Origin of the sequence: Pseudomonas sp. JS425, assembly GCF_018223845.1 — a bacterium.
Lineage (GTDB): Bacteria > Pseudomonadota > Gammaproteobacteria > Pseudomonadales > Pseudomonadaceae > Aquipseudomonas > Aquipseudomonas asiatica.
Map to the genome: position 1 here is coordinate 4,797,612 of NZ_CP073661.1, position 24,865 is coordinate 4,822,476.

19 protein-coding genes and 2 tRNA genes are annotated in these 24,865 nt (G+C 63.1%); 13 read left to right on the forward strand and 8 right to left on the reverse strand.

Annotation, left to right across the window (positions count from 1 at the left end):
• Positions 1 to 320 precede the first annotated feature (320 nt).
• The 3 genes from KDB76_RS22175 (at position 321) to KDB76_RS22185 (ending at position 4,438) form a co-directional block, all read left to right on the forward strand.
• Positions 321 to 1,589 carry an OprD family porin gene (locus KDB76_RS22175; protein WP_013973818.1) on the forward strand — a complete coding sequence of 423 codons (1,269 nt, stop codon included), beginning with the start codon at positions 321 to 323 and terminating at the stop codon, positions 1,587 to 1,589.
• Between the two features lie 159 nt (positions 1,590 to 1,748).
• Positions 1,749 to 3,464: a proline--tRNA ligase gene (locus tag KDB76_RS22180; protein WP_013973819.1), complete on the forward strand. Its 1,716-nt coding sequence runs from the start codon at positions 1,749 to 1,751 to the stop codon at positions 3,462 to 3,464.
• A 20-nt stretch (positions 3,465 to 3,484) separates the two neighbouring features.
• Entirely contained in the window at positions 3,485 to 4,438 is a 954-nt protein-coding gene (locus tag KDB76_RS22185; protein ID WP_038410106.1) for a lipoprotein, read from the forward strand.
• A gap of 26 nt (positions 4,439 to 4,464) precedes the next feature.
• On the opposite strand, the gene dinB is transcribed toward KDB76_RS22185, so the two are convergent.
• On the reverse strand, positions 4,465 to 5,523 hold the full coding sequence (gene dinB / locus KDB76_RS22190; RefSeq protein WP_162097116.1) for a DNA polymerase IV: 1,059 nt from the start codon (positions 5,521 to 5,523) through the stop codon (positions 4,465 to 4,467).
• A gap of 219 nt (positions 5,524 to 5,742) precedes the next feature.
• Between dinB and KDB76_RS22195 the strand changes: the two genes are divergently transcribed.
• The 4 genes from KDB76_RS22195 to KDB76_RS22210 all read left to right on the forward strand — a co-directional run bounded on the left by KDB76_RS22195 (position 5,743) and on the right by KDB76_RS22210 (position 10,223).
• Positions 5,743 to 5,819 (forward strand) — tRNA-Met (locus tag KDB76_RS22195).
• A gap of 134 nt (positions 5,820 to 5,953) precedes the next feature.
• Positions 5,954 to 6,030, forward strand: a tRNA-Met gene (locus KDB76_RS22200).
• 258 nt (positions 6,031 to 6,288) lie between these two features.
• Positions 6,289 to 8,931 carry a bifunctional lysylphosphatidylglycerol flippase/synthetase MprF gene (mprF, locus tag KDB76_RS22205; RefSeq protein ID WP_024087592.1) on the forward strand — a complete coding sequence of 881 codons (2,643 nt, stop codon included), beginning with the start codon at positions 6,289 to 6,291 and terminating at the stop codon, positions 8,929 to 8,931.
• Positions 8,931 to 10,223: an AcvB/VirJ family lysyl-phosphatidylglycerol hydrolase gene (locus KDB76_RS22210; protein WP_038409798.1), complete on the forward strand. Its 1,293-nt coding sequence runs from the start codon at positions 8,931 to 8,933 to the stop codon at positions 10,221 to 10,223. Before mprF ends, KDB76_RS22210 begins: the two co-directional genes overlap by 1 nt.
• Positions 10,224 to 10,335: 112 nt before the next feature.
• On the opposite strand, the gene KDB76_RS22215 is transcribed toward KDB76_RS22210, so the two are convergent.
• Positions 10,336 to 12,246 carry a potassium transporter Kup gene (locus tag KDB76_RS22215; protein ID WP_023661805.1) on the reverse strand — a complete coding sequence of 637 codons (1,911 nt, stop codon included), beginning with the start codon at positions 12,244 to 12,246 and terminating at the stop codon, positions 10,336 to 10,338.
• 235 nt (positions 12,247 to 12,481) lie between these two features.
• Between KDB76_RS22215 and rimO the strand changes: the two genes are divergently transcribed.
• On the forward strand, positions 12,482 to 13,813 hold the full coding sequence (rimO, locus tag KDB76_RS22220) for a 30S ribosomal protein S12 methylthiotransferase RimO (RefSeq protein ID WP_013973825.1): 1,332 nt from the start codon (positions 12,482 to 12,484) through the stop codon (positions 13,811 to 13,813).
• A 71-nt stretch (positions 13,814 to 13,884) separates the two neighbouring features.
• Here rimO and KDB76_RS22225 read toward each other — a convergent pair whose 3' ends face one another.
• From KDB76_RS22225 to KDB76_RS22235, 3 genes are read right to left on the reverse strand one after another with little or no spacing between them, the layout of a single operon-like run.
• Positions 13,885 to 14,634 carry a hypothetical protein gene (locus KDB76_RS22225; RefSeq protein WP_024087593.1) on the reverse strand — a complete coding sequence of 250 codons (750 nt, stop codon included), beginning with the start codon at positions 14,632 to 14,634 and terminating at the stop codon, positions 13,885 to 13,887.
• A gap of 55 nt (positions 14,635 to 14,689) precedes the next feature.
• Positions 14,690 to 16,327 (reverse strand): DUF5666 domain-containing protein, encoded by a 1,638-nt coding sequence (locus tag KDB76_RS22230; RefSeq protein WP_038409799.1) that lies wholly within the window; start codon positions 16,325 to 16,327, stop codon positions 14,690 to 14,692.
• A complete protein-coding gene (locus tag KDB76_RS22235) occupies positions 16,324 to 17,169 on the reverse strand; it encodes a DUF6502 family protein (protein ID WP_023663572.1) in 846 nt (281 codons plus the stop codon). Before KDB76_RS22235 ends, KDB76_RS22230 begins: the two co-directional genes overlap by 4 nt.
• 131 nt (positions 17,170 to 17,300) lie before the next feature.
• Between KDB76_RS22235 and KDB76_RS30190 the strand changes: the two genes are divergently transcribed.
• From KDB76_RS30190 to tsaA, 5 genes are all read left to right on the forward strand, one after another.
• Positions 17,301 to 18,236 (forward strand): hypothetical protein, encoded by a 936-nt coding sequence (locus tag KDB76_RS30190; protein ID WP_200873955.1) that lies wholly within the window; start codon positions 17,301 to 17,303, stop codon positions 18,234 to 18,236.
• A 95-nt stretch (positions 18,237 to 18,331) separates the two neighbouring features.
• Entirely contained in the window at positions 18,332 to 18,784 is a 453-nt protein-coding gene (locus KDB76_RS22245; RefSeq protein ID WP_013973830.1) for a GNAT family N-acetyltransferase, read from the forward strand.
• Between the two features lie 77 nt (positions 18,785 to 18,861).
• On the forward strand, positions 18,862 to 19,572 hold the full coding sequence (locus KDB76_RS22250; RefSeq protein WP_013973831.1) for an rRNA pseudouridine synthase: 711 nt from the start codon (positions 18,862 to 18,864) through the stop codon (positions 19,570 to 19,572).
• A 48-nt stretch (positions 19,573 to 19,620) separates the two neighbouring features.
• Positions 19,621 to 20,082 (forward strand): DUF1456 family protein, encoded by a 462-nt coding sequence (locus KDB76_RS22255; RefSeq protein WP_013973832.1) that lies wholly within the window; start codon positions 19,621 to 19,623, stop codon positions 20,080 to 20,082.
• A gap of 6 nt (positions 20,083 to 20,088) precedes the next feature.
• On the forward strand, positions 20,089 to 20,781 hold the full coding sequence (gene tsaA, locus KDB76_RS22260) for a tRNA (N6-threonylcarbamoyladenosine(37)-N6)-methyltransferase TrmO (RefSeq protein ID WP_013973833.1): 693 nt from the start codon (positions 20,089 to 20,091) through the stop codon (positions 20,779 to 20,781).
• Between the two features lie 204 nt (positions 20,782 to 20,985).
• On the opposite strand, the gene KDB76_RS22265 is transcribed toward tsaA, so the two are convergent.
• From KDB76_RS22265 to KDB76_RS22275, 3 genes are all read right to left on the reverse strand, one after another.
• Positions 20,986 to 22,308, reverse strand: a complete 1,323-nt coding sequence (locus KDB76_RS22265; protein ID WP_013973834.1) for a dicarboxylate/amino acid:cation symporter — start codon at positions 22,306 to 22,308, stop codon at positions 20,986 to 20,988.
• 410 nt (positions 22,309 to 22,718) lie between these two features.
• Positions 22,719 to 24,065: an ATP-binding protein gene (locus KDB76_RS22270; protein ID WP_013973835.1), complete on the reverse strand. Its 1,347-nt coding sequence runs from the start codon at positions 24,063 to 24,065 to the stop codon at positions 22,719 to 22,721.
• Positions 24,062 to 24,739 (reverse strand): response regulator, encoded by a 678-nt coding sequence (locus KDB76_RS22275; RefSeq protein ID WP_004375868.1) that lies wholly within the window; start codon positions 24,737 to 24,739, stop codon positions 24,062 to 24,064. Before KDB76_RS22275 ends, KDB76_RS22270 begins: the two co-directional genes overlap by 4 nt.
• Positions 24,740 to 24,865 lie beyond the last annotated feature (126 nt).

Here is a 24,865-nt window from a genome sequence, read left to right on the forward strand (position 1 = left end):
GGCGGGTGAACGCGACAAATAACAACAGCGACAGTGGTTACCAGGGAGTTTCCCAACCGGAATCGGTAGTTACAGATTCTTTACGGTGAAAGAAGCAGCGCTGGTGTTGACGGCCCTTAAACCGGGGCGTGATTTGCGACATGGAACTACCTAGAAGCGACATGGTGAAAAAGTTCCGAAAAGGATGCTTATACCCATATCGCCAAGAACAGTCAGCGTGCTATACATTTTCGCCGACATAACAAGAAAGAGCTGCCCCATATAACTAGAACACTTGGACGCAGCGGTACTCTTCCTAAAAACCAAAGGAGCAAATCACGATGCGCGTGATGAAGTGGAGCATGATCGCCCTGGCCGTTGCGGCAGGGACCTCGCAGTTGGCATTGGCCTCTTCCCAGGACGAGTCCAAAGGTTTCATCGAAGACAGCAAGCTGAACGTCAAGACCCGCATGCTGTACTTCAGCCGTGACTTCCGTAACAACCCAGCCGGCACCCAGAGCCGTCGTGAAGAAACCGGCCTGGGCTTCCTCGGCACCTTCGAGTCCGGCTTCACCCAGGGCACCGTGGGTGTGGGTGTCGATGCCATCGGCATGCTCGGCCTGAAACTGGACAGCGGCAAGGGCCGCGCCGGTACCGGCCTGTTCCCTACCGGCTCTGACGGCCGTTCGCAGGATGACTACTCCAAAGCCGGCGGCGCGGTTAAATTCCGCATCTCCGACACCGTGCTGAAAGTGGGTGACCAGTTCACCGCTCTGCCGGTCTTCGCCACCGACGACAGCCGCCTGCTGCCGGAAATTGCCCAAGGCACCCTGATCACCAGCAACGAGATCGAGGGCCTGACCCTGCACGCTGGTCATTTCACCAGCCTGACCGCCCAGGAGCAGACCAACCGCGACAGCTTCGGCCTGAAGGAAGCCAACGTGGTAGGTGGTACCTACGCCTTCACCGACAACCTCAGCACCAGCCTGTACTACTCGAAGGTTGAAGACTACTGGCGCAAATACTACGCCAACGTCAACTGGGCGCTGCCGATCTCGGACAAACAAGGCCTTGTGTTCGACTTCAACATCTATGACACCAAGAGCGAAGGCTCGGCCGAGTACCGCGCATTCGATGGCGACAAGCTGGACAACCGCGCGTTCAGCCTGTCGGGCGCCTACAACATTGGCGCTCACACCTTCACCCTGGCCTACCAGAAAGTCACCGGCGACGGCGACTACGGCTATGGCATCGACGGTGGCGGCACCATCTTCCTGGCCAACTCCGTGGCCCGTTCCGACTTCAACGCCGAAGACGAGAAGTCCTGGCAGGCTCGCTACGACCTGAACTTCGCCGAATACGGCATCCCGGGCCTGACCTTCATGACCCGTTATGTACGCGGTACCGACGCCAACGTCGCCGGCACCAGCAACGGCAAGGAATGGGAACGCGACGTCGACATCAAGTACGTGCTGCAAAGCGGCCCGGCAAAAGACCTGAGCTTCCGCGTGCGTCAAGCCACCTATCGCTCTTCCGATGGCGTCTACTACGATTCCCCATCGATCGACGAACTGCGCCTGATCGTGGAGTACCCGCTGAGCATCCTGTAAGCCTGGCTTGCAGTGCCCCGCACTTGAAAAAGCCCGGCGATCACGCCGGGCTTTTTCTTGGCTGACAAGCGTCACGCCCTGGGGCATCCTGTACGCCTTCGTTTCGCCCCCGTACAATGCGGGTCATTTCAATGTCTTAGGCAATCGACACGGCTCACCATGCGCACCAGTCAATATTTGCTCGCCACCCAGAAAGAAACCCCTGCCGACGCAGTGGTCATCAGCCATCAGCTCATGCTGCGTGCCGGCATGATCCGCAAACTGGCCTCTGGCCTGTACACCTGGCTGCCGATGGGCTTGCGGGTGATGCGCAAGGTCGAGGCCGTGGTGCGTGAGGAAATGAACGCCGCCGGCGCCCTGGAAGTGCTGATGCCCAGCATCCAGCCCGCCGAACTGTGGCAGGAATCCGGCCGCTGGGAACAGTATGGCCCCGAGCTGCTGCGCCTGAAGGATCGCCACCAGCGCGACTTCTGCGTCGGCCCGACCCACGAGGAAGTGATCACCGACCTGGCCCGCAACGAGCTGTCCAGCTATAAACAGCTGCCGCTCAACATGTACCAGATCCAGACCAAGTTCCGTGACGAGATCCGCCCGCGCTTCGGCCTGATGCGCGGTCGCGAGTTCATCATGAAGGACGCCTACTCGTTCCATGCCGACCAGGCTTCCCTGCAGGAAACCTACGACCGCATGCACCAGGCGTATAGCAACGTGTTCACCCGCCTGGGCCTGGACTTCCGCCCGGTTCAGGCCGACACCGGCTCCATCGGTGGCAGCTATTCGCACGAGTTCCACGTACTGGCCGAGTCCGGCGAAGACGACGTGATCTTCAGCGACAGCTCCGACTACGCCGCCAACATCGAGAAGGCAGAGGCCATCCCGCGTGAAACCGTGCGCCCCGCCCCTACCGAGGAGCTGCGCCTGGTCGACACGCCGAACGCCAAGACCATCGCCCAGCTGGTGGAAAACTTCGGCCTGCCGATCGAGAAAACCGTCAAGACCCTGATCGTGCGCGGCGCCGAAGAAGGCAAGCTGGTAGCACTGATCGTGCGTGGCGACCATGAGCTCAACGAAATCAAGGCGGCCAAGCTGGAACAGGTTGCCGACCCGCTGGTCATGGCCACCGACGCCGAACTGCGCGAGGCCATTGGTGCCGGCGCCGGCTCGCTCGGCCCGCTGAATCTGCCGCTGGAAATCGTCATTGACCGCTCGGTTGCCCTGATGAGCGACTTCGGCATTGGCGCCAACATCGACGACAAGCACTACTTCGGCGTGAACTGGGAGCGCGACCTGCCGGTTCCACAGGTCGCCGACCTGCGTAACGTGGTCGAAGGCGACCCGAGCCCGGACGGCCAGGGTACCCTGGTGATCAAGCGCGGCATCGAAGTGGGCCACATCTTCCAGCTCGGCACCAAGTACAGCGAGGCGCTGAAGTGCCAGGTGCTGGGCGAGAACGGCAAGCCGGTAACCCTGTCCATGGGCTGCTACGGCATCGGTGTGTCCCGCGTGGTCGCAGCTGCCATCGAGCAGAGCTACGACGAAAAGGGCATCATCTGGAACGACGCCCTGGCCCCGTTCCAGATCGCTCTGGTACCGCTGCGCTACGAAACCGAGGTGGTTCGCGAGGCGACCGACAAGCTGTATGCCGAGCTGACCGCTGCCGGCTACGAAGTGCTGCTGGACGACCGTGACAAGAAGACCAGCCCAGGCATCAAGTTTGCCGACATGGAGCTGATCGGCATCCCGCACCGCATCGTCGTCAGCGATCGCGGCCTGGCCGAAGGCAACCTGGAGTACAAGCACCGCACCGAGCAGGACGCCCAGTCGTTGCCGCTCGATGAAGTGCTGACCTTCTTGCAGGCCCGCGTTCGCCGCTGATAACCAATGCACGAGTGATCATGTTCAAGCGAAGTACCTTTCCCCTGGGGGGCGCCGCACTGTGCGGCGCCCTGCTCGTCAGCGGCTGCGCCAACCAGATGTCCCAGCGCAGCGACCACGAGGAGCGCGTCGAGCGCAAACTGCTCGAGCACACCCTGCAGATCGATGTCGGCGAGCCGAAGGTGATGGAGCTTCCGCAACGACGTGTGCGCGTGCATGAGCAGAAGCGCTTCGAAGTCACCGAATTCGAAGTCACCCGCAGCTATGACCGCTATACGCCTTACCAGCCCTGGCGGGAGATCTACGAGATCCCGCTGGGTGCGGTGGCCGTGGTGGCAGGCGTGGGTGCCAACGTGGTCAATGTCTTCGCCCTGGGCAACCTCCCGGAAAGCATCACCCACGACTGGCTCAGCTACGGCGTGGACGGGCTCAACCCGTTCATGAACGTGCCGTCCAACGGCCGTGCCCAGCAGAACCTGGCCGGGATCAGCGAAGTGCAGAAAGGCAAGCGCGAGGAATCTACCAGCGTGCCCTGGAGCGAGCGCCTGGTCGAGGTCAAGGCCGGCAAGATGCCCCACGAGCTGACCACCGACAGGAACGGCGTGCTGCGCCTGAACCTGCTCGACAGCCCGTTCTCCGAGCAGAACCTCAACCACATCGGTACCCTGCACCTGCAGGTGCTGGACGAGGACAACGCGGTACGTGGCGATGCCAGCCTGCTGGTCAGCGCCACCCTGCGCAACAAACTGCTCGAGGCCCATGAACTGATCTTCGATGACCTCGAAGATGACGATGTCGGCCAATGGGTTCACCGGGTCAAGCGCTTGTCCGAACTCGGCCTGGAAGAAGAAGCCAGTGAAATGGAACAGAGCCTGATCGAACTGACCCGCAACGATCCGGAGTTGCAGCAGGAGTTTCTGCAGTCGCTGACCAAGGCCACTGGCCGGTTGGTGGCCGACCCGGGCGCGCAGTAACACGTTGGGGCTGCCATGCAGCCCCTTCATTTCGGCGGGAACAGCTCCAACTGCTCATGCGCCCCGCGCAAGTCGCGCAACCTCACGCCTACCCCCAGCAAGCGCACCGGCTTGCCACCACGGGCAAACGCCTGCCCCAGCAATTGGCGATAACTCTCCAGGTCCCTGCCTGCGCCCGCCTGCTCCATGGTGGTCTGGCTGAAGTCATGGAACTTGACCTTGACGAAGGGTTTTTCCGGCCGGTAACTGCTGTCCATGCGGGCGATACGCTCGTTCAGGCTCTCCAGAAGTTCGGGCAGCCGTGCCAGGCAACTGGCCAGGTCCGGCAGGTCGGTGTCGTAGGTGTTTTCCACGCTGACCGACTGCCGGCGACTGTCATTGTGCACGGCACGCTCATCGACACCCCGTGCCAGCCCCCACAAACGCTCGCCAAAGCTGCCGAACTCGCGCACCAGCGCCAGACGCGACCATTCGCGCAGCTCCAGGCAGGTTTCGATACCCAACCGCGCCAGCTTGTCTGCCGTTACCTTGCCCACCCCGTGCAACCTAGCCACCGGCAGGGCGGCGACGAATGCCTCCACTTCGCCCGGGGTAATCACGAACAGGCCATTGGGCTTGCGCCAGTCACTGGCGATCTTGGCCAGGAACTTGTTTGGCGCCACACCGGCCGAGACAGTGATATGCAGGGTGCGGGCGACACGGCGGCGGATATCCTCGGCAATGCGCGTGGCGCTGCCCGAGTACCACTGGCTGTCACTTACATCCAGGTAGGCCTCGTCCAGCGACAGCGGCTCGATCAGCTCGGTGTAGTCACGGAAGATCGTGTGGATTTCCCGCGAGGCTTCACGGTAGGCCTCGAAGCGCGGCTTGACGATCAGCAGGTCCGGGCACAGCTTCAGCGCGTGCCGCGACGACATGGCCGAACGCACGCCGTAGGCGCGCGCTTCATAGTTGCAGGTGGCGATCACCCCACGGCGGTCGGTCGAGCCCCCCACCGCCATGGGCCGCCCGGCCAGGCGCGGGTCGTCACGCATTTCGATCGCGGCATAGAAGCAATCGCAGTCGACGTGGATGATCTTGCGCAAGGACATGGATGACCGTCAGCACTGTAAATTCATACAGATAGTATCGCATGCGCCCTCGGGTATGCAGCCTGTGCGCAACATTGCTCGATAATCGGCCTGAAAGCCCCGTCGCGCCTGAGCTGCGAGCCATATACAGGCGCTAAGAGTTTGAACAAGAAAGGTTCTTTCAGAAAAAAGCTTGACACCCGCGGGTAAATCCGTAGAATTCGATCTCACAGGCGCGGGATGGAGCAGCCTGGTAGCTCGTCGGGCTCATAACCCGAAGGTCGTCGGTTCAAATCCGGCTCCCGCAACCAGATTCGAGAAAAGGCCACTGTTAACACAGTGGCCTTTTTCTTTTGCGTCAAATTATGCGCTGATAGAAATTTCAAAAAAATCAACGACTAGCGCTTGACACCCTTTCTGGAAACTGTAGAATGCGCACCACTGACGCGGGATGGAGCAGCCTGGTAGCTCGTCGGGCTCATAACCCGAAGGTCGTCGGTTCAAATCCGGCTCCCGCAACCATATTCGTCAGAACAAACCCCGCCTGTGTAACAGCAGCGCGGGGTTTGTTGCTTCTCCCCTCCTGCTTTTCGCCCCCAAATTTTCCCGTCCTACAGCCAACCCGCAGGCTTGAGAGGTCGTGCCCAGGATGAACTATCTTTAACCCTGCCAGACCGCTGAAAACGCTCGAGGCCGGAGTAACATTGGATACGTTTTTCTAAGGGACTTTCACTTGGCCATACCTTTCCCTCACCTCGCGCTGCACGCCCGGGGAAATCCATGACTTCCCACAATCCCGAATCCCCGGTGCCGCTTGCCACAAAGCTGCCTGGCGCCGTACAACGTCTGCCCTTGCTGGAACGCATGAGCCGTTACCGCCAGCCCATCGGCCTGGTAGTGACCCTGGTGTTGTTCACCATGGCCTTGGTCGCCTGTCGCCACCTGTTGAGCGAGTTGGACATCTATGCCTTGCACGATGCCATGCTCAGCGTGCCGACCCAGTCTTTACTTGGCGCCTTGCTGGCAACCGTGCTCGGTTTCGTGATCCTGCTCGGTTACGAGTGGTCGGCCAGCCGCTATGCCGGCGTGAAACTGCCCGCGAGCAGCCTGGTGCTGGGCGGCTTCAGCGCCTTTGCCATAGGTAACGCCATCGGTCTGTCGATGCTTTCGGGCGGTTCGGTGCGCTATCGCCTGTATGCACGCCAAGGGGTTGGCGCAGGTGAAGTTGCACGGATGACCGTTTTTGCCAGCCTGTCACTGGGCTGCGCGCTACCGCCTCTGGCCGCCTTGGCGACCTTGAGCGACCTGCCGGCGGCCTCGGCCGCACTGGGTTTGGCGCCTGGCTTGCTGGCAGGTATCGCCACAGCCGTGCTGCTGGTGTGCAGCGTGCTGGTTTTCGGTCTATACCGCCGGCGTCTGGCTGAACAACCATTGGCCAACAACCTGCTGGTACAACTGGGCCGCCGCACGCTGCGCCTGCCCGGCGCACGCCTGGCGGCCCTGCAATTGCTGATCACCGCACTGGATGTCGCCGCTGCCGCCACCGTGCTGTATCTGCTACTGCCCGAAGCACCGCCATTCGGTGCCTTTATCCTGGTGTACCTGCTGGCCTTGGCCGCAGGTGTGCTCAGCCACGTACCGGGCGGCGTCGGGGTATTCGAAGCCATACTACTGGCGGCTTTTGCCGACCAACTTGGCGCGGCGCCGCTGGCAGCGGCACTGCTGCTGTATCGGCTGATCTACGTGGTGCTGCCGCTGCTGCTGGCCTGCGCGCTGCTACTGGCCAACGAGGCCCGGCGCCTGCTGTTCGCGCAACAGGCTATCAAGGCCGCTTCCGGGCTGGCGGCACCGATCCTTTCGATCCTGGTATTCCTGTCCGGGGTGGTGCTGCTGTTCTCCGGTGCCACGCCCGAAATCGACACCCGCCTGGAGCACATGGGTTTCCTGGTTCCGCACCGCCTGATCGATGCTTCGCATTTTGGCGCCAGCCTGATCGGCGTGCTGTGCCTGCTTCTGGCACAAGGCCTGCGCCGGCGCCTGTCCGCCGCCTGGCTACTGACCACCGTGCTGTTGTTGGTCGGTGCCCTGCTGTCGCTGCTCAAGGGCTTCGATTGGGAAGAGGCCTGCTTGCTGACCCTGACTGCCGCCCTGCTCGCCCTGTTCCGCCGTTCCTTCTACCGCCCCAGCCGCCTGCTCGAATTGCCATTCTCGCCGGTGTTTCTGGTAGCCAGCGCCTGTGTGGTCGGCGCATCGGTTTGGTTGTTGCTGTTCGCCTATCAGGATGTTCCCTACAGCCATCAGTTGTGGTGGCAGTTCACCCTCGATGCCGATGCCCCGCGTGGCCTGCGCGCCGCCATGGGCAGCGCCTTGCTGCTGGCGGCCGTGGCCCTGACTTGGCTGCTGCGTACCGCACCGCCGGTGATCCACTTGCCAGACGAAGAAGAGCTGCTGCGTGCCAACCGCATTCTGCTGGCATCCGACCAGCCAGATGGCGGCCTGGCGCTGACCGGTGACAAGGCGCTGCTGTTCCACCCTGGCAACAACGCCTTCCTCATGTACGCCCGTCGCGGTCGCAGCTTGGTGGCCCTGTACGACCCGATCGGCCCGGCCCAGGAGCGCGCCGAGATGATCTGGCAGTTCCGCGACCTGTGCGACCTGCACCATGCCCGCCCGGTGTTCTATCAGGTGCGCGCCGAGAACCTGCCGTTCTACATGGACATCGGCCTGACCGCGCTGAAGCTGGGTGAAGAAGCCCGGGTCGACTTGCGCCGTTTCGATCTCGAAGCCAAGGGCAAGGAAATGAAGGACCTACGCTACACCTGGAACCGTGGCGGCCGTGACGGCCTGAGCCTGGAAATCCACGAACCCGGTCATGCCCCGCTGGCAGAGCTGAAGGAAATTTCCGACGCCTGGCTTGGCGGCAAGAACGTGCGCGAGAAAGGCTTCTCGCTGGGGCGCTTCAGCCCTGAATACCTGCAGCATTTTCGCATTGCCCTGATCCGCTTCCAGGGCCGCCCGGTGGCTTTCGCCAACCTGCTGGAAACCCATGGCAAGGAACTGGCCAGCCTTGACCTGATGCGTGCGCACCCCGAGGCCCCGAAGCTGACCATGGAATTCATGATGATCGGCCTGATCTTGCACTACAAAAGCCATGACTACGCCCGCTTCAGCCTGGGCATGGTGCCGCTTTCCGGTCTGCAGCCGCGGCGTGGCGCGCCCTTGACCCAGCGCCTGGGCTCGATGGTGTTCCGCCGTGGCGAGCAGTTGTACAACTTCCAGGGGCTTCGACGCTTCAAGGACAAGTTCCAACCGGACTGGGAACCCCGTTACATGGCCGTGCCGGCCGGGCTCGACCCGCTGGTGGCACTGGCTGACACCGCCGCCCTGATCGCAGGCGGCCTGACTGGATTGGTGAAACGTTGATGATCCGACGCTTTTGGCTGTACCTGCTGGTTCCCCTGCTGTTGGCCGCCCTGGGAGGCGCGCTGGCGTTCTGGCTATGGACGCGCTCGGCTCCCGAGGCACGCCTGGAACAACTGAGCATCAATGACACCCACATTACCCGTGTGACCCCAGCCGTGCACCCCAAGGCCCGGGTGGCCATCGGCGTACCCCAGGACCAGGCGCTGACCGACAGGCAGCTGCTGGACCTGGCTCAGGCTGGCGAAGCGCAAGTGGTGCAGGTGATCCTGCCGCCCAATGACTGCAGCAAACAACAACAGGCCCTGGACCAGGCCTTGGGCCAGTTACCGGAGAAGCCGACCCTGGTTGCCGGTATCGGCCCTGGCGCCGCCCAGGCCTGGCGCTGGCTGGCCAGCCAGAACAACGACAAGGCGCGGGCGATTTCCGTGGGCTTCAGCCTGGAACAGCCGGGCTGCCAGACAGCGCTGCCGAAGTCGGCCGCCCACGGCCACTGGAACGTCGCCTGGAACGACAACCCGGATGACGCCAGCGCCGCCTTCGTGCGCGACCAGGCCAATGCCGAAACCAGCATCAGTGACTACGACATCCACCTGCCACAAGTGCTCAAGGCCCAACTGACCCAGGCCCTGGTCGGCCACGACGGCAATGCCCTGGCCATTCCGGTAGTCGAGGTGCCAGCCGGGCAGACCACCGACACGGTCACCCTGTTCCTTTCCGGTGATGGCGGCTGGCGAGACCTGGACCGCGACGTGGCCGGGGAAATGGCCAAGCTTGGTTACCCGGTGGTCGGCATCGACACGCTGCGCTACTACTGGCAACACAAGACCCCGGAACAAAGCGCCGCCGACCTGTCCGAGCTGATGCAGCACTACAGACAGAAGTGGGGCACCAAGCGCTTCGTGCTGACCGGCTATTCGTTCGGTGCCGACGTCCTGCCGGCGATCTACAACCGCCTGCCGGCCGAGGACCAGCAGCGTATCGACGCGGTGATGCTGCTGGCATTTGCCCGCAGCGGCAGCTTCGAGATCGAAGTCGAGGGCTGGCTGGGCAAGGAAGGCCAGGAAGCGCCAACCGGGCCGGAAATGGCCAAACTGCCGGCGTCCAAGGTGGTGTGTGTGTATGGCGTGGAAGAAACCGACGAGAGCGGTTGCACCGACAAGACTGCGGTGGGTGAACGCCTGAAGCTGCCAGGGGGGCATCACTTTGACGAAAACTACCCGGCACTGGCCAAGCGCCTGATCGGTGAGATCGAGACGCGCCAGGGCAAGTCGAGTGTGGCTGAGCAGAACTGATAAGGCTTGCGGCCCATTCGCGGGTAAACCCGCTCCCACAGGTACAGCGCAAGCTTTGAAAGCTATGCGCTCCCTGTGGGAGCGGGTACTGCCTTGAAATCTGTGTTGCCCTTCAGATCTCGACCTGGGTCCCCAGCTCGATCACCCGGTTCAGCGGCAGGTTGAAGAAGCGCAAGTTGCCGTTGGCATTCTTCAGCAGGAACGCGAACAGGTTGCCCCGCCAGCGCGACATCCCCTCCAGCCGTGAGGCGATCACGGTCTCGCGGCTGAGGAAGAAGGTGGTGCGCATCGGGCTGAAGTCCAGGTCTTCCAGGTGGCACAGCTTCAACGCCGCCGGCACGTCCGGTTCGTCCATGAAGCCGAAGTGCAGCAACACGCGGAAGAACCCATCGCCATAAGCCTCCACTTCAAAGCGCTCCTGTTCCGGCACGCGTGGCCGGTCCTCGCTGACCACCGTCAACAGCACCACCTGGCTGTGCAGCACCTGGTTATGCAGCATGTTGTGCAACAGCGCATGGGGCACCGCATCGGAGCGTGCCGTGAGGAACACCGCCGTGCCTTCGACCCGGTGCGGAGGCTGAATGCGGATACTGCTGATGAACAGCTGCAGCGGCAGCGCGCCTTCGTCGATGCGCTCCATCAGGATCTGCTTGCCGCGCTTCCAGGTGCTCATCAACAGGAACAGCACAGCGCCGGCCAGGACCGGGAAGGCCCCGCCCTGGATGATCTTCGGCACGTTGGCGGCAAAGAACAGCCCATCCACCAACAGGAAACCCATCAGGATCGGCACCGCCAGCACCGGCGGCCACTTCCATAGCAGCAGCATCACCGCCGCAACCAGGATGGTGGTCATCAGCATGGTACCAGTCACAGCCACGCCGTATGCCGCCGCCAGGGCACCGGATGACTCGAAACCGAGCACCAGCAGTACCACGCCGACCATCAGTGTCCAGTTGATCGCACCGATATAGATCTGCCCTTGTTCATCGCTGGAAGTGTGCTGGATCTGCATGCGTGGGATGTAGCCCAGCTGGATGGCCTGGCGGGTCAGGGAGAACGCCCCCGAGATTACCGCCTGCGAAGCGATCACCGTGGCCATGGTAGCCAGGCCGACCATCGGCAGCAGTGCCCAGCCCGGCGCCAGCAGGTAGAACGGGTTACGTGCTGCATCCGGCTCCTGCAGCAGCAACGCGCCTTGGCCAAAGTAGTTGAGCACCAGCGCCGGCAGCACCAGGGCAAACCAGGCCCGAGCGATCGGCTTGCGGCCAAAGTGGCCCATGTCGGCGTACAGCGCCTCGGCACCGGTCAGCGCCAGGACCACCGCGCCTAGAATGGCAACGCCCATGCCGGGGTGAACCACGAAGAAGTTGACCGCCCAGGCCGGGTTGAAAGCCTTGAGCACTTCCGGGCTCTGCGATATGCCGTACACGCCCAGCGAGCCCAGCGCCAGGAACCAGGTGACCATGATCGGGCCGAACAGCTTGCCGATCTTCTCGGTGCCGTGCTTCTGCACCAGGAACAGCGCCACCAGGATCACCAGCGAAATCGGTACAACCCAGTGATCGATACCATCAAACGCCAGGCCCATGCCTTCCACCGCCGACAGCACCGACACCGCCGGCGTGATCATGCTGTCGCCATAGAACAGCGAAGCGCCGATCAACCCGCACACCACCATCAACGTACGCAACCTCGGGTAGGCCGACGTGGCCCGCCGCGCCAGCGCGGTCAGCGCCATGGTGCCGCCCTCGCCCTGGTTGTCGGCGCGCAGGATGAACATCACGTACTTGAACGACACTACCCATAGCAGCGACCACAGGATCAGCGACAGGATCCCCAGCACGCCGTCATGGTTGACCGGCACTCCGTACCCGCCGCTGAAGACCTCCTTGAGGGTATACAACGGGCTGGTGCCGATATCGCCATAAACCACCCCGACCGCCGCCACGAGCAGGCTCAACGACCGCGTCGCACCCTGCTTCCCCTCGTGCCCGCCCTCGGCGTGACTGCTTGCCTGAACCATCGACCACTCCCGCAGACGGCCTTGCAAGGCCAGTAGAATTCCCGATGCGCCAGGTGATACTGATACTCCCGGCGCAATGGCGCGAAGCATAGCGCAGCGTTCGTCGCATTTCTGCTGGTCAAGCGACCCTGCGCTCGCTAGAATTGCGCACTTTTTGATCAGAGGCGCCAAAAGCGCCCGTCAAGATCGCCCCCGATTCCGGCCGGGCGACCTGCATTCAATACCGAGGTTAGTCATGTCCACCACGCCCGCCACCCCCAAGGTAGGTTTCGTAAGCCTGGGTTGCCCAAAAGCCCTGGTCGATTCCGAGCGCATCCTGACCCAGTTGCGCATGGAAGGCTATGAAGTCGTGCCCACCTACGAGGACGCCGACGTAGTGGTGGTCAACACCTGCGGCTTCATCGACAGCGCCAAGGCCGAGTCGTTGGAAGTGATCGGCGAAGCGATCAAGGAAAACGGCAAGGTCATCGTCACCGGCTGCATGGGTGTCGAGGAAGGCAGCATCCGCGACGTACACCCGAGCGTGCTGTCGGTCACCGGCCCGCAGCAGTACGAGCAGGTGGTCAACGCCGTGCACGAAGTGGTGCCACCACGCCAGGACCACAACCCGCTGATCGACCTGGTGCCGCCGCAGGGCGTCAAGCTGACCCCGCGCCATTATGCGTACCTGAAGATTTCCGAAGGCTGCAACCACAGCTGCAGTTTCTGCATCATCCCGTCGATGCGCGGCAAACTGGTCAGCCGCCCGGTCGGCGAAGTGCTGAGCGAGGCCGAGCGCCTGGTCAAGGCCGGGGTCAAGGAGATCCTGGTGATTTCCCAGGACACCAGCGCCTACGGCGTCGACGTCAAGTACAAGACCGACTTCTGGAACGGCCGCCCGGTCAAGACCCGCATGCTCGAGCTGTGCGAAGCCCTGAGCAGCCTGGGTGCCTGGGTACGTCTGCACTACGTGTACCCGTACCCGAACGTCGACGACGTGATCCCGCTGATGGCCGCCGGCAAGATCCTGCCGTACCTGGATATCCCGTTCCAGCACGCCAGCCCGAAAGTGCTCAAGGCCATGAAGCGCCCGGCCTTCGAAGACCGCACCCTGGCACGTATCAAGAACTGGCGCGAGCAGTGCCCGGAGCTGGTGATTCGCTCCACCTTCATCGTCGGCTTCCCGGGCGAGACCGAGGAAGACTTCCAGTACCTGCTGGACTGGTTGACCGAAGCCCAGCTGGACCGCGTGGGCTGCTTCCAGTACTCGCCGGTAGAAGGCGCCCCGGCCAACGACCTGGGCCTGGAAGAAGTGCCGGACGACGTCAAGCAGGACCGCTGGGACCGCTTCATGGCCCACCAGCAGGCCATCAGCGCCGCCCGCCTGCAACTGCGCATCGGCAAGGAAATCGACGTGCTGATCGATGAAGTGGAAGAGCAAGGTTCGGTTGGCCGCAGCTTCTTCGATGCCCCGGAAATCGACGGCAGCGTGTTCATCGATGGCGACCACGGCTTCAAGCCGGGTGACAAGGTACGTTGCCGCGTGGTGGATGCCGACGAATACGACATGTGGGCTGAACCCATCTAACGCAGCAGCAAACTGAAAAGCCCCTGCCCCGCCATTCCCCACAAGGAACTCCCGGGCCAGGGGCTTTTTCGTCAGAACGCGTGAAAAAGCATCAGGCCGCCCTCTGCATCCGGGCTGGCATCCGAGAAGCCTTTGACTGCATAGAGTTGCACTTTCCACTGCTGGTTGAGCTTGTGTGTCAGGAACAGGGTAAGTTCCTTGATCTGCGCGCCCGTCGAGACGACTTTCTGCCGCCAGTCGTAGGAGGCACCCGCCGAAGTGCCTGCAGCCACGGGCATGGCGAAGCCGAGACTGGCAAATATCGGGTCGTCGAAATCACTGTCGGGCGGGTCGCCGAACTTCTTCCAGCCCAAGGTCGCGAAACCGGTCACCGGGCCAAAGGCCTTGGCGATATCGACCTGGCCGGTGTAGTCGTATTCACCGGTGCCCAGGCACTGGTCTTCATCGGCAGTGGGGAATTTGACCTTGCCGATCAGGTCCAGCATCAGGCCACCGTCACTGCCGTCGAGCAGGGCGTAACCGGCGCTGGCAACCGTGTCTCCCAGCCCGCTTTCCACATCCCGGCAGCCACCGGGCAAGGGGTCACCATTCGGGCCCACTTCAGGGTTGGTGATGCGCAGCCAGGGCACAGTGACCTTGTAGGTCATTGGGCCGGTTTCATACTTACCGACCACGGGGACGTACCAGATTTCCGAGGTTGTACCCGTGCCATAGTCGCCACTTGAATAGTCCATGCCTATGGCGGCGCTGAAGGTATCGCCCAGGACCGACGCGCTGGCGCATGACAGCAAGCAGGCGAAAAGAGGGAGCGTGGGTCTCATCTGCACCTCGGTATCCCGGACGGGAAGGGTGATCGCACTTACCCAGCCTAGTTGCCTAATGCCCGGATCGCTCTGGATGCTCCACTTTTTCGGCTTTCTCTACTGTCTCGGGTCTTTCGACCTTTTCGACCTTCTCTACTTTCTCGACCTTCTCGACCTTCTCGACTTTCTCAGGCTTTTCGATCTTCTCGGCTTTCTCGATCTTCTCTACTTTTTCTACCTTCTCTACCTTTTCAACCTTCTCTGCTTTTTCAATTTTTTCCACCTTTTCGAGCTCGACCTTCTCTACCCGGTCAGAGCTTCCGCTATTGCTGCTCTCGGGTCGCTCCATGGTGTCGACATGTTCCGACTTTCCGGACTTGTCCACGCGTTCAGTACCGTCCCGACCACTGGAATCGTCAACACCGCCGTGCCCGCTGTGGTCATCACTGCTTTCAATGCGATCACTGGTCGCATCGCGTCCGCCATGCCCGCTATTGCTGGAACCTTCAGCGTCACGGGTGCCGTGCCCGCTGCCACGCCCCGAATGCCCTCTGTCCGGGTTGTCGGCACGGCCGTCATCGAACTCCACGCGGGTTGCCCGCAGCTCGTGCTTGCCATTGAACACCCCGCTCACCCGCACACGTTGATCGAGCGCCAATGCCGCGGGCTGCTTGCCGACGATCACGGTACCCTGCCCCAGCGTCACCTTGATGCCTGCCACCACCAGTTGTTGAGCGTGGCTGCGCTGTACCAGCCCCTCGATCACCGCCGTCTGCACACGGCCAGCAAAAGGCAGGCTCGGGTCTGGGCGGGTTTGCGCCACTTCCAGCTGGCGTCCGGTCCACTGCCCACGTACCAGCACTTCCCTCGCAGGTGCCACACGGGTTCCCAGCTTCAGCCCCTGGAGGCTGCCAGCACGGTCTACCGCACCGATGGCACTGGCCTCCCTGAGCCCCGGCGCCCGCTCGATACGGCTGGCTACCACTTCACCCTTGGCATCGCGCAGGCCACTGACCCTGACCGGCTCGCCCGGGCGCAACCCTTCAGCCACCCGCGCCCCTGCAGCAAGCCGCACGGGTTGGCCCATGACCCGCAGGGGGGCCGATGCATTGGGCAGTGCCGTCAGCGGCCCTTCGTAAACGTTGAGGATCGAGATGCGCCCTGCTTGCAGGCCGCGTTTGCCGGCAAATGCCTCAACCGCGACAACCTGGCCGATTGCCAGGTGAGCGCTACTGGCAGGCGCACCGTTTTCACTCACCGGTACGTCCTTGCCAAAGTGCACTTCCAGGCCATTGACGCAAATCGAGGCGAACCCGGTGATGGTGCCGACGATGCCCGTGCCACCGGTACCGCCCGGGCGCAGGATCGGTGCGCCGGTACCGCCTGCCCCGCCGTGATCGATGAAGGTGCCGTCCACACCGTCGGCCACCGCACCGGTCCCACCCGTGCCGCCGGGACGCTGCGGCAGCGGCGCACCGGTGCCACCCACTCCGCCGTTTTCGCTGCGTACACCGGTACCACCGACACCGCCCGTCCTGGCCCCGGTACCACCAATACCGCCGGGAAACTGCAAGCCCGCCGCCCTCGCCATACCCACTTCGTCACGGCTGACACATACCGGTGCTGCGGCCACCTCGGCAGGCGCCACCAGGTTCAGCCCGAAACCCAGGACCAGTGTGACCACACTGAGGCAGCGCGCGAGGGAAGTCATGGGTCGGGTGTCTTCGACAAATCGGGGTCGGTAGTTTCAGTGTAGAAATAAAGCCCTACCGTGATACGGTGACGTTGCTCGGCGCTGGGCACATCGGCATCTTCCAGGTCTGATGCAAGCCGGCTGAAGGCAAGCAGCATCTGCATACCGTCCTTGTCCACCGCTGCACGCAAATGGTCGACGCTGGCCGAGCTCAAGGCGTCGTAGTGCACACTGCGTTCAAAGAACGGCTGGCCGTCCCCACTCAGGTTGTGCACTGCTGCGCAGGCATGGTCATGCAGGTTGTGCCCAAAGTACGCGGCCTTTTCGTCGAAGCCCTTCTGCGGCACGAATGCCTGGGCTTCCAGGTGGACACAGTCCTGGTCGTCGAGCCGGACGATACCCAGGCGCAACCACTCATCCAGCACCACCCGCCCGCGGATGTCGGTGCTGATCTTCGCCACCAGCGCATCGAAGGAACGATCGCCGCCAACGCTCGCCAGACGCGGCAACGGCAGCGCCTGGCCAGGCTCCGAGCAGAACGGCTTGCCAGTGGTCCACATATTGACCAACTGTGCACCTAATGTAATGTTTTCCGGCAGCGCGGCGAGCGACGCCCCCCCCTCGCTACGCAAACGCCGGACATCCTTGCGATGCACGCCCGTGAGCAGGCTGATGCGGCTGTCGGTCGGCACTGTACCGTCCAGGCGAAACTCGCGATGCGCTACATCGACGAACACTTCCTTGAGCAGGTCGGCGAACATCGTGTAGGTGACCCCTTTGCGCAGCATCAGGCGCACCAGAGGACGCATGACACGCCGCAGTGCGCTTAACATCGAAGGGGGGATGGTAGGCGATTGCATTGAGCGCATTCCTTGACAGATGAACCCAGTATACGACGCGGGAAAAGATCCCACACCAACTGTGACCATATCCCTGACGAGATGAGGGATAGTCGTCGGCGCTCATTGCATTCGCGTTGAGTGGGGCTGCCGTGTATCCGAACCTGGCCTCATACAGGCCCGCCCCGTGGGCGCTGCATGAGACCGTTCAGAGCCAGTCAGCTCCTGCTGTTGTCATCACCCGGTTCGCCACCCAGATGGTCGCCACGATCATCACCAGGTTCACCACCAACGTGATTGCCGTGGTCATCGCCAGGCTCACCGCCAACATGATTGCCATGATCGTCCCCGGGCTCACCGCCAACGTGATTGCCATGATCGTCACCGGGCTCACCGCCAACGTGATTGCCGTGATCGTCCCCAGGCTCACCGCCAACGTGATTGCCATGATCGTCACCGGGCTCACCGCCAACGTGATTGCCGTGATCGTCCCCAGGCTCACCGCCAACGTGATTGCCATGATCGTCACCCGCTTCAGCGTGGTTGCCGCTGCGCCCAGAGTTCGAGGAGCCGTCATGGCCGCGCCCACTGTTGCCGGCATGGCCATCTCCATCCCCACCAGCGCCGTGGCCGCCGCCCTCACCGCCATGGCCGCCACCACCACCGCCGTGACCACCACCGCCACCACCGTGGCCACCACCGCCACCGCCACCGCCATGGCCTCCACCGCCACCACCGTGGCCACCGCCGCCACCACCATGGCCTCCACCGCCGCCACCGTGACCACCGCCGCCGCCATGGCCACCACCACCCCCACCATGGCCACCGCCGCCACCTCCGTGACCGCCTCCACCACCACCATCCTTGGCGTAGGCGCTGGAGCCATTGGAAATCGAGTCAGGGACCAGAACGATGGAAGTCGACAGCACGCCAGCAACGGCAGCCGCCAATATCGCTTTTTTGAACAGCACATGGATTTGCATATTTCGTCTCCAGGTCGTCGCCGTGAGAAACGCCAAATCAAGCCGGGAATCCTGTGTCAGGTTCTTGCTTTTCATTATGTGGGAATTTTTCCCACAGAAAATTAATAGACCGCCAAACCCCGAGATTCAAGCAGCGCACGGAGAAGCCGACCGGTGGTTGGCCTGCTATGTTTGCCTTATCGTCATGGAGGAACACCGGCATGCATTCGGTACTGACGCTGCAAACCCCGCGCTTGAGTGACTACGGCGAACTGGTACAGGTGTGGGAGGACTCTGTACGCGCCACCCACGACTTCCTGCCGGATTGCTACATCGTCTTGCTGCGCGACCAGGTGCTGCGTCGCTACCTCGATGCAGTGATGCTGATCTGCTGCAAGGACCGCCAGCGCATCTGCGGCTTCGCCGGGGTCGCCAACGGGCGCATGGACATGCTGTTCGTCGCACCGGAGTACCGTGGCAAAGGGGTTGGCAAGCGCCTGCTGCACTATGCGATCGACGAACTGAATGCCGAGCGCCTGGACGTCAATGAACAGAACCCGCAAGCCTTGGGCTTCTACCTGCATGAGGGCTTCGAGGTGATCGGCCGTTCGGAAACCGACGGCCTGGGGCAACCCTACCCGCTGCTGCACATGCGCCTGCGCAAAACGGCGTAAATGACACAGATTCCCAGCCCCTCTGCCGCGCGGGCAGGTACAATGCAGGTCTTTCCCTGCCTTTGCGAATTGCCCTCATGTCCGAACCCGTCCGCCTGTCCAAACGCCTTATCGAGCAGCTTGGCTGCTCCCGCCGCGAGGCCGAGCTGTATATCGAGGGCGGCTGGGTCACGGTCGATGGCGTGGTGGTCGAGCAACCGCAGTTCAAGGTCGAGCAGCAGCGCGTCGAACTGCTGCCGGGTGCCCGTGCCGAAACGCTGGAACCGGTAACCCTGCTGCTGAACCAGCCGGCCAGCGTGGACAGCGAGACCGCCCGCGCCAGCATGAACATGAGCAACCTCAGCGAAGCCCACCGCGAAGGCGTGCGCGCACTGCACGGGCATTTTGCCCGGCAGGCCTGCGTGGCGCCGCTGGAGCGCGGTGCCAGCGGCCTGCAGGTATTCACCCAGGACTGGCGGGTAACCCGCAAGATCGACGCCGACCTGCGCCGCCTGGAACAGGAATTCATCGTTGAAGTGCGCGGCGAGACCACGCCCCAGGCGCTGGAACGCCTGGCGCGCGGTGCCACCCGCAATGACCGCGAGCTGCCTAAAGCCAAGGCCAGCTGGCAGAACGAAACCCACCTGCGCATGGCCCTGAAAAACCCGCAGCCAGGGCAGATCGCCGAGCTGTGCGCCTACCTGCGCCTGGAGCTGGTAGGCATGCGCCGCATTCGCCTGGGTGGCGTATCGATGGGCAAGTTGCCCCTGGGCCAGTGGCGCTACCTGGCCACTACCGAACGTTTCTAAGCAATACGCCGCGCCACAGGTGCGGCACCTGAACAGGATTCTGCAACAATGAACCACAACGACGTCCTGCGCAGCCTGCGCTACATGCTCAAGGTGAATGACGCCAAGATGGCCGAAATCATCGGGCTATCCGGCCTCGACGTGCATCCCCTGGTGCTGGCCACCTACCTGAAGAAGGAAGACGAGGAAGGCTTCGTGCGCTGCCCGGAACGGGTCATGGCGCACTTTCTCGACGGCCTGGTGATCCACCGCCGCGGCAAGGATGACAGCCGCCCGCCGCAGCCGATCGAGCTGCCGGTGACCAACAACCTCATCCTCAAGAAGCTGCGGGTGGCCTTCGAGCTCAAGGAAGACGACCTGCATGCGATCCTCAAGTCGGTCAACTTCCCGGTCAGCAAGCCCGAACTCAGCGCACTGTTCCGCAAGGCCGGCCATGACAACTACCGCCCGTGCGGCGACCAGTTGCTGCGCAACTTCCTCAAGGGCCTGACCCTGCGCGTGCGCGGCTGATTGGCCATGCAGCATTCGGTTACCCCGGTCGGCATCATCCGCTCCTGTTTCAAGGAGAAGTTCGCCATCCCGCGCCAGCCGCAACTGGCGCCCGCCGCACGCGGCGTGCTCGAGCTGCTGCCGCCGTTCGACCAGGGCGATGCGGTCGAGGGGCTGGAACAGGTCAGCCATGTCTGGCTGCTGTTCCTGTTCCACCAGGCACTGGAAGACAAACCCCGCCTGAAGGTGCGGCCACCACGCCTGGGTGGCAACAAGAGCATGGGTGTGTTCGCCACCCGCGCCACCCACCGGCCCAATGGTATCGGCCAGTCGGTGGTGCGCCTGGAAGGCGTGGAGCCAGGGCGCCTGCTGCTGTCTGGTATCGACCTGCTCGACGGTACGCCGGTGCTGGATATCAAACCGTATGTGCCTTACGCCGATAGCATCGCTGGCGCCAACAACCAGATGGCCAGCCAAGCGCCTGCCGCGATCGCCGTGCAGTGGGGCGACAACGCCCTGCCCCAGGCCCGCGAACATGCACTGCGCCTGGGTGAACCGCTGGTGGAGCTGATCGAGCAATGCCTGGCGCAGGACCCACGGCCGGCCTACCAGGTGCCGCCGGCCGAGCGGGTGTATGGGGTGAAGTTCTGGGATGTGCAGGTGCGCTGGCACTACCCGCAACCGGACGTGATCCGGGTGCTGGAGGTGGTGCTGGCCTGAAGGCTGTGCGCAGGCCTTGTGGGAGCGGCCTTGTGTCGCGAAAGGGCTGCGCAGCAGCCCCGGCAATCTTGCAGGATGGCTGATATCCCGGGGCCGCTGCGCGCCCCTTTCGCGACACAAGGCCGCTCCCACAAGGAACCGTGCGCCGCACAGACATGAAAAAGGCGACCCTGAGGTCGCCTTTTTCTTTTCACCATCCCGCGATCAGCGAGCCGGGCCTTCAGCCACGCCCAGGTCGTCGGTCGGACGGGTATCGACCAGCGGCGCACCACCGGAGGCCAGCTCCGATGCCAGCTTGTCGTTGTCCATTTCCTTCACCCACTTGGCCACGACCACGGTGGCAACGGCGTTGCCAACCAGGTTGGTCAGCGCGCGGGCTTCGGACATGAAGCGGTCGATGCCGAGGATCAGCGCCAGGCCGGCAACCGGCAGGTGGCCAACGGCCGACAGGGTGGCGGCCAGGACGATGAAGCCCGAACCGGTAACACCGGCAGCACCTTTGGAAGCCACCAACAGCACCAGCAGCAAGGTGATCTGGTGAGTGATGTCCATGGTGGTGTCAGTGGCCTGGGCGATGAACACCGCAGCCATGGTCAGGTAGATCGAGGTGCCATCGAGGTTGAACGAGTAACCGGTCGGGATCACCAGGCCAACCACCGACTTCTTCGCACCCAGGCGCTCCATCTTGGCCAGCATGCGTGGCAGGGCCGACTCCGAGGACGAAGTGCCCAGCACGATCAGCAGTTCTTCACGGATGTAGCGGATCAGCTTGAGGACACTGAAGCCGTGGGCGCGGCAGATACCGCCCAGCACCACCAGCACGAACAGCAGGCAGGTGATGTAGAAGCAGGCCATCAGGTAGCCCAGTTGCACCAGCGAGCCAACGCCGTACTGGCCGATGGTGAAGGCCATTGCACCGAAGGCACCGACCGGGGCCAGTTTCATGATCATGTTGATGATGTTGAACATGACATGGGCGAAGCGGTCGATCATGTCCAACACCGGCTTGCCATAGCTGCCCAGGCGGTGCAGGGCGAAGCCGAACAGCACGGAGAACATCAGCACTTGCAGGATGTCGCCGTTGGCGAAGGCGCCGACCACGGTGTTCGGGATGACGTTAAGCAGGAAGCCGACAGTGGTCTGCTGCGCGCCGGCGGCGGCGTAGGCAGCCACGCTGCTGGCGTTCAAGGTGCTGACATCGATGTGCATGCCAGCGCCCGGCTTGACCACGTTGACAACGACGAGGCCGATGATCAGGGCGACCGTGGAGACGATTTCGAAGTACAGCAGCGCGTAGCCGCCGGTCTTGCCGACCGACTTCATGCTCTGCATGCCGGCGATGCCGCTGACCACGGTGCAGAAGATGATCGGGGCGATGACCATCTTGATCAGTTTGACGAAGCCGTCTCCCAAGGGTTTGAGGGCGACGCCCGTCTCCGGATAGTAGTGGCCGAGCAGGATACCGATGGTGATGGCGACCAACACCTGGACATACAGGGATTTGTACAGCGGCTGACGTGTCGTCATGGCTAATTTTCCTCAAGTGTGCCGGTTCACCCTTCCCAGGGCGATGGGGCACCTGAATCGCTAACCCTCCTGCACCCGGAGGGATTTGTCGTTGTGTTCGAGCTGCCTGGGCAGGCCTCTGCGAGGATCAATAGCAAGGGTGGTGCCAAAATGCCCACGAAGGGTGCAAGTGCCGTATTTGCGAGGGATAAACGCCCAACGACGGGGCGAATTGCCTGAGGAAGGCTGGCGGATTTCCGCCCGGTGGCGGGATTTGTACAGGGGCATTGGCGGGAATCCGCCCATTGTGGTTTGCCTGTGCCGGCCTCTTCGCGGGTAAACCCGCTCCCACAGGAACCGCACAGGGCTCGAGTGCAGTGCACCCCTGTGGGAGCGGGTTTACCCGCGAAGAGGCCGGCCAAGCCAGCAAATCACTCGAGGTTGAAGGTGATCCTGAACGCCGCGCCCCCCAGAGGAGAATCCCCCAGGCTCAGCTCGGCGTCATAGCTGTCGACGATATCCTTGACCACCGCCAGCCCGATCCCCTGCCCCGGGTGCTGACTGTCCAGCCGCTCCCCACGCTCCAGAATCCGCTCGCGCTGGTGCGCCGGCACCCCCGGCCCGTCGTCCTCGATGCACAAGGTCAACCGCCCAGGCGCCTGCTCCAGGCTCACGCGCACCTGGCCCAGGCTCAGGCGGTAGGCGTTCTCCAGCAGGTTGCCCAGCAGCTCCAGCAACGCGCCCTGCTCCATCGGCACCTGCGCCGCATCGGGCAGTTGCAGGGTCACGTCCACCCGCTTGTCCCGGTACACCTTGGCCAAGGTGCTGCACAGGCTTTCGAGCAACGGCCGCAGCAACACGCTGTGACGTACCAGGCCGCTCTTGCGCAGGCTGGCGCGTTGCAACTGGTAGTCGATCTGCTGGCTCATGCGCTCGATCTGGCTCTGCAGCACGCGCGCCTGCTCGCGCTCGCCGCTACGCTGCTGCAGGCTTTCGCCCACCCCTTGCAACACCGCCAGCGGCGTCTTCAGGCTGTGCGCCAGGTCATCGAGCGAATCACGGTAGCGCTGACGCTGCTCGCGCTCGCTGCGCAACAGGCGGTTCAGCGAGCCGGTCAGGCGCAGCAGCTCCCGTGGGTGTTCGCCGCTCAGGCCATCCCGCACTCCCGACTCCACATCGTCCAGCTCGCGGCTGAGCCGGCGCAACGACCGCAAGCCCCAGGTCAAACCGGCCCACAGCAGCACCAGCAGCGCCAGCAAGGCCGCGCCAAAGCCCAGGTAGAGCTTTTCGCGCAGGCCATCAAGGGTGTGCTGGTACTCGCGCACAGGTTGCAAGGCAACGATGCTGTAGGCGGCGCTCTGGCCACCCAGCAGCTTGATCTCGACGTCGTACACAAAGAACTCTTCGCCGTCGGCCTGGTGAATGCGGGCGAATTCGTTGCCGCGGCCGTCGTAGCGCGGGCGGTAGTTGATGTTTTGCGCGGCGGTTGCCCGCGACTGCCAGACCAGCTTGCCGTCGCGGTCGAAGATATAGCCGAGCAGGCCGGTGTACGGCAGGTTGTAGCGCTCGTCCGGCAGCAGCGTCGGCATCTGCAGTTGGCCGTGTTCGATACGCGCTGCGGAAATCAGCGTGGTCACATCCGAGGCCAGGCGTTGTTCGATCGACTCCTGCAGGGCCAGGCTGAAGGCCTTCTGCAAGGCCGGCAGCAACGCCAGCATGAACAGCAGCGCCAGCACCGCGGCCGCCAGCATCAGGCGCACCCGCAGCGAACGGATCATCGGCAGCGCTCGGTGAACAGGTAGCCCAGGCCACGCACGGTGTCGATCGGTTTGAAGCCGTGCTCGCCCTCGAGCTTGCGCCGCAAGCGGCCGACCAGCACTTCGATGACATTGGGGTCGCGTTCCTCGTCACCTGGGTACAGCTGCTCCATCAGGCGGTCCTTGGCCACCACCTGCTGGTGATGGCGCATGAGGTATTCGAGGATGCGGTATTCGTAGGCGGTCAGGGCCAGGGGCTGCTCGTCCAGCGTCGCCTGCTTGCGGTTGAGGTCGAGCACCAGCGGGCCGGCGGCAATGGTCGACTGGGTGAAGCCGCTGGAGCGGCGCAGCAGGGCGTTCAGGCGTGCCTCGAGCTCTTCGAACTGGAACGGCTTGACCAGGTAGTCGTCGGCACCGGCGGCCAGGCCCTCGACCTTGTCCTGCCAGTTGCCGCGGGCGGTGAGGATGAGAATGGGGAAGGTCTTGTCCTGGCTGCGCAGGCGCGTAATCAGTTCCAGCCCGCTGATGCCGGGCAGGCCCAGGTCGATGATGGCCAGGTCGAAGTGGTATTGCCCGGCCTGGTACAGCGCCTCCTCGGCATCGGCGACCGCCTCGACCACATGGCCGCCTTCGCCCAGGCGGGTGTAGAGGTGATGGCGAAGCAGGGCTTCGTCCTCGACCACCAGCAGTTTCATGTGCAGCTCCTTGATATGTATTGCCTGTACCGGCCCTTTCGCGGGTAAACCCGCTCCCACAGGTACTGCACAGGTTTGAAGAACTGCGCGATCCCTGTGGGAGCGGGTTTACCCGCGAAGAGGCCG

Coding starts and splice junctions, on each gene's coding strand:
- KDB76_RS22175 (WP_013973818.1), top strand. CDS start 321: ATGCGCGTGATGAAGTGGAGCATGATCGCCCTGGCCGTTGCGGCAGGG.
- KDB76_RS22180 (WP_013973819.1), top strand. CDS start 1,749: ATGCGCACCAGTCAATATTTGCTCGCCACCCAGAAAGAAACCCCTGCC.
- KDB76_RS22185 (WP_038410106.1), top strand. CDS start 3,485: ATGTTCAAGCGAAGTACCTTTCCCCTGGGGGGCGCCGCACTGTGCGGC.
- mprF (WP_024087592.1), top strand. CDS start 6,289: ATGACTTCCCACAATCCCGAATCCCCGGTGCCGCTTGCCACAAAGCTG.
- KDB76_RS22210 (WP_038409798.1), top strand. CDS start 8,931: ATGATCCGACGCTTTTGGCTGTACCTGCTGGTTCCCCTGCTGTTGGCC.
- KDB76_RS22215 (WP_023661805.1), bottom strand. CDS start 12,246: ATGGTTCAGGCAAGCAGTCACGCCGAGGGCGGGCACGAGGGGAAGCAG.
- rimO (WP_013973825.1), top strand. CDS start 12,482: ATGTCCACCACGCCCGCCACCCCCAAGGTAGGTTTCGTAAGCCTGGGT.
- KDB76_RS22225 (WP_024087593.1), bottom strand. CDS start 14,634: ATGAGACCCACGCTCCCTCTTTTCGCCTGCTTGCTGTCATGCGCCAGC.
- KDB76_RS22230 (WP_038409799.1), bottom strand. CDS start 16,327: ATGACTTCCCTCGCGCGCTGCCTCAGTGTGGTCACACTGGTCCTGGGT.
- KDB76_RS22235 (WP_023663572.1), bottom strand. CDS start 17,169: ATGCAATCGCCTACCATCCCCCCTTCGATGTTAAGCGCACTGCGGCGT.
- KDB76_RS22245 (WP_013973830.1), top strand. CDS start 18,332: ATGCATTCGGTACTGACGCTGCAAACCCCGCGCTTGAGTGACTACGGC.
- KDB76_RS22250 (WP_013973831.1), top strand. CDS start 18,862: ATGTCCGAACCCGTCCGCCTGTCCAAACGCCTTATCGAGCAGCTTGGC.
- KDB76_RS22255 (WP_013973832.1), top strand. CDS start 19,621: ATGAACCACAACGACGTCCTGCGCAGCCTGCGCTACATGCTCAAGGTG.
- tsaA (WP_013973833.1), top strand. CDS start 20,089: ATGCAGCATTCGGTTACCCCGGTCGGCATCATCCGCTCCTGTTTCAAG.
- KDB76_RS22265 (WP_013973834.1), bottom strand. CDS start 22,308: ATGACGACACGTCAGCCGCTGTACAAATCCCTGTATGTCCAGGTGTTG.
- KDB76_RS22270 (WP_013973835.1), bottom strand. CDS start 24,065: ATGATCCGTTCGCTGCGGGTGCGCCTGATGCTGGCGGCCGCGGTGCTG.
- KDB76_RS22275 (WP_004375868.1), bottom strand. CDS start 24,739: ATGAAACTGCTGGTGGTCGAGGACGAAGCCCTGCTTCGCCATCACCTC.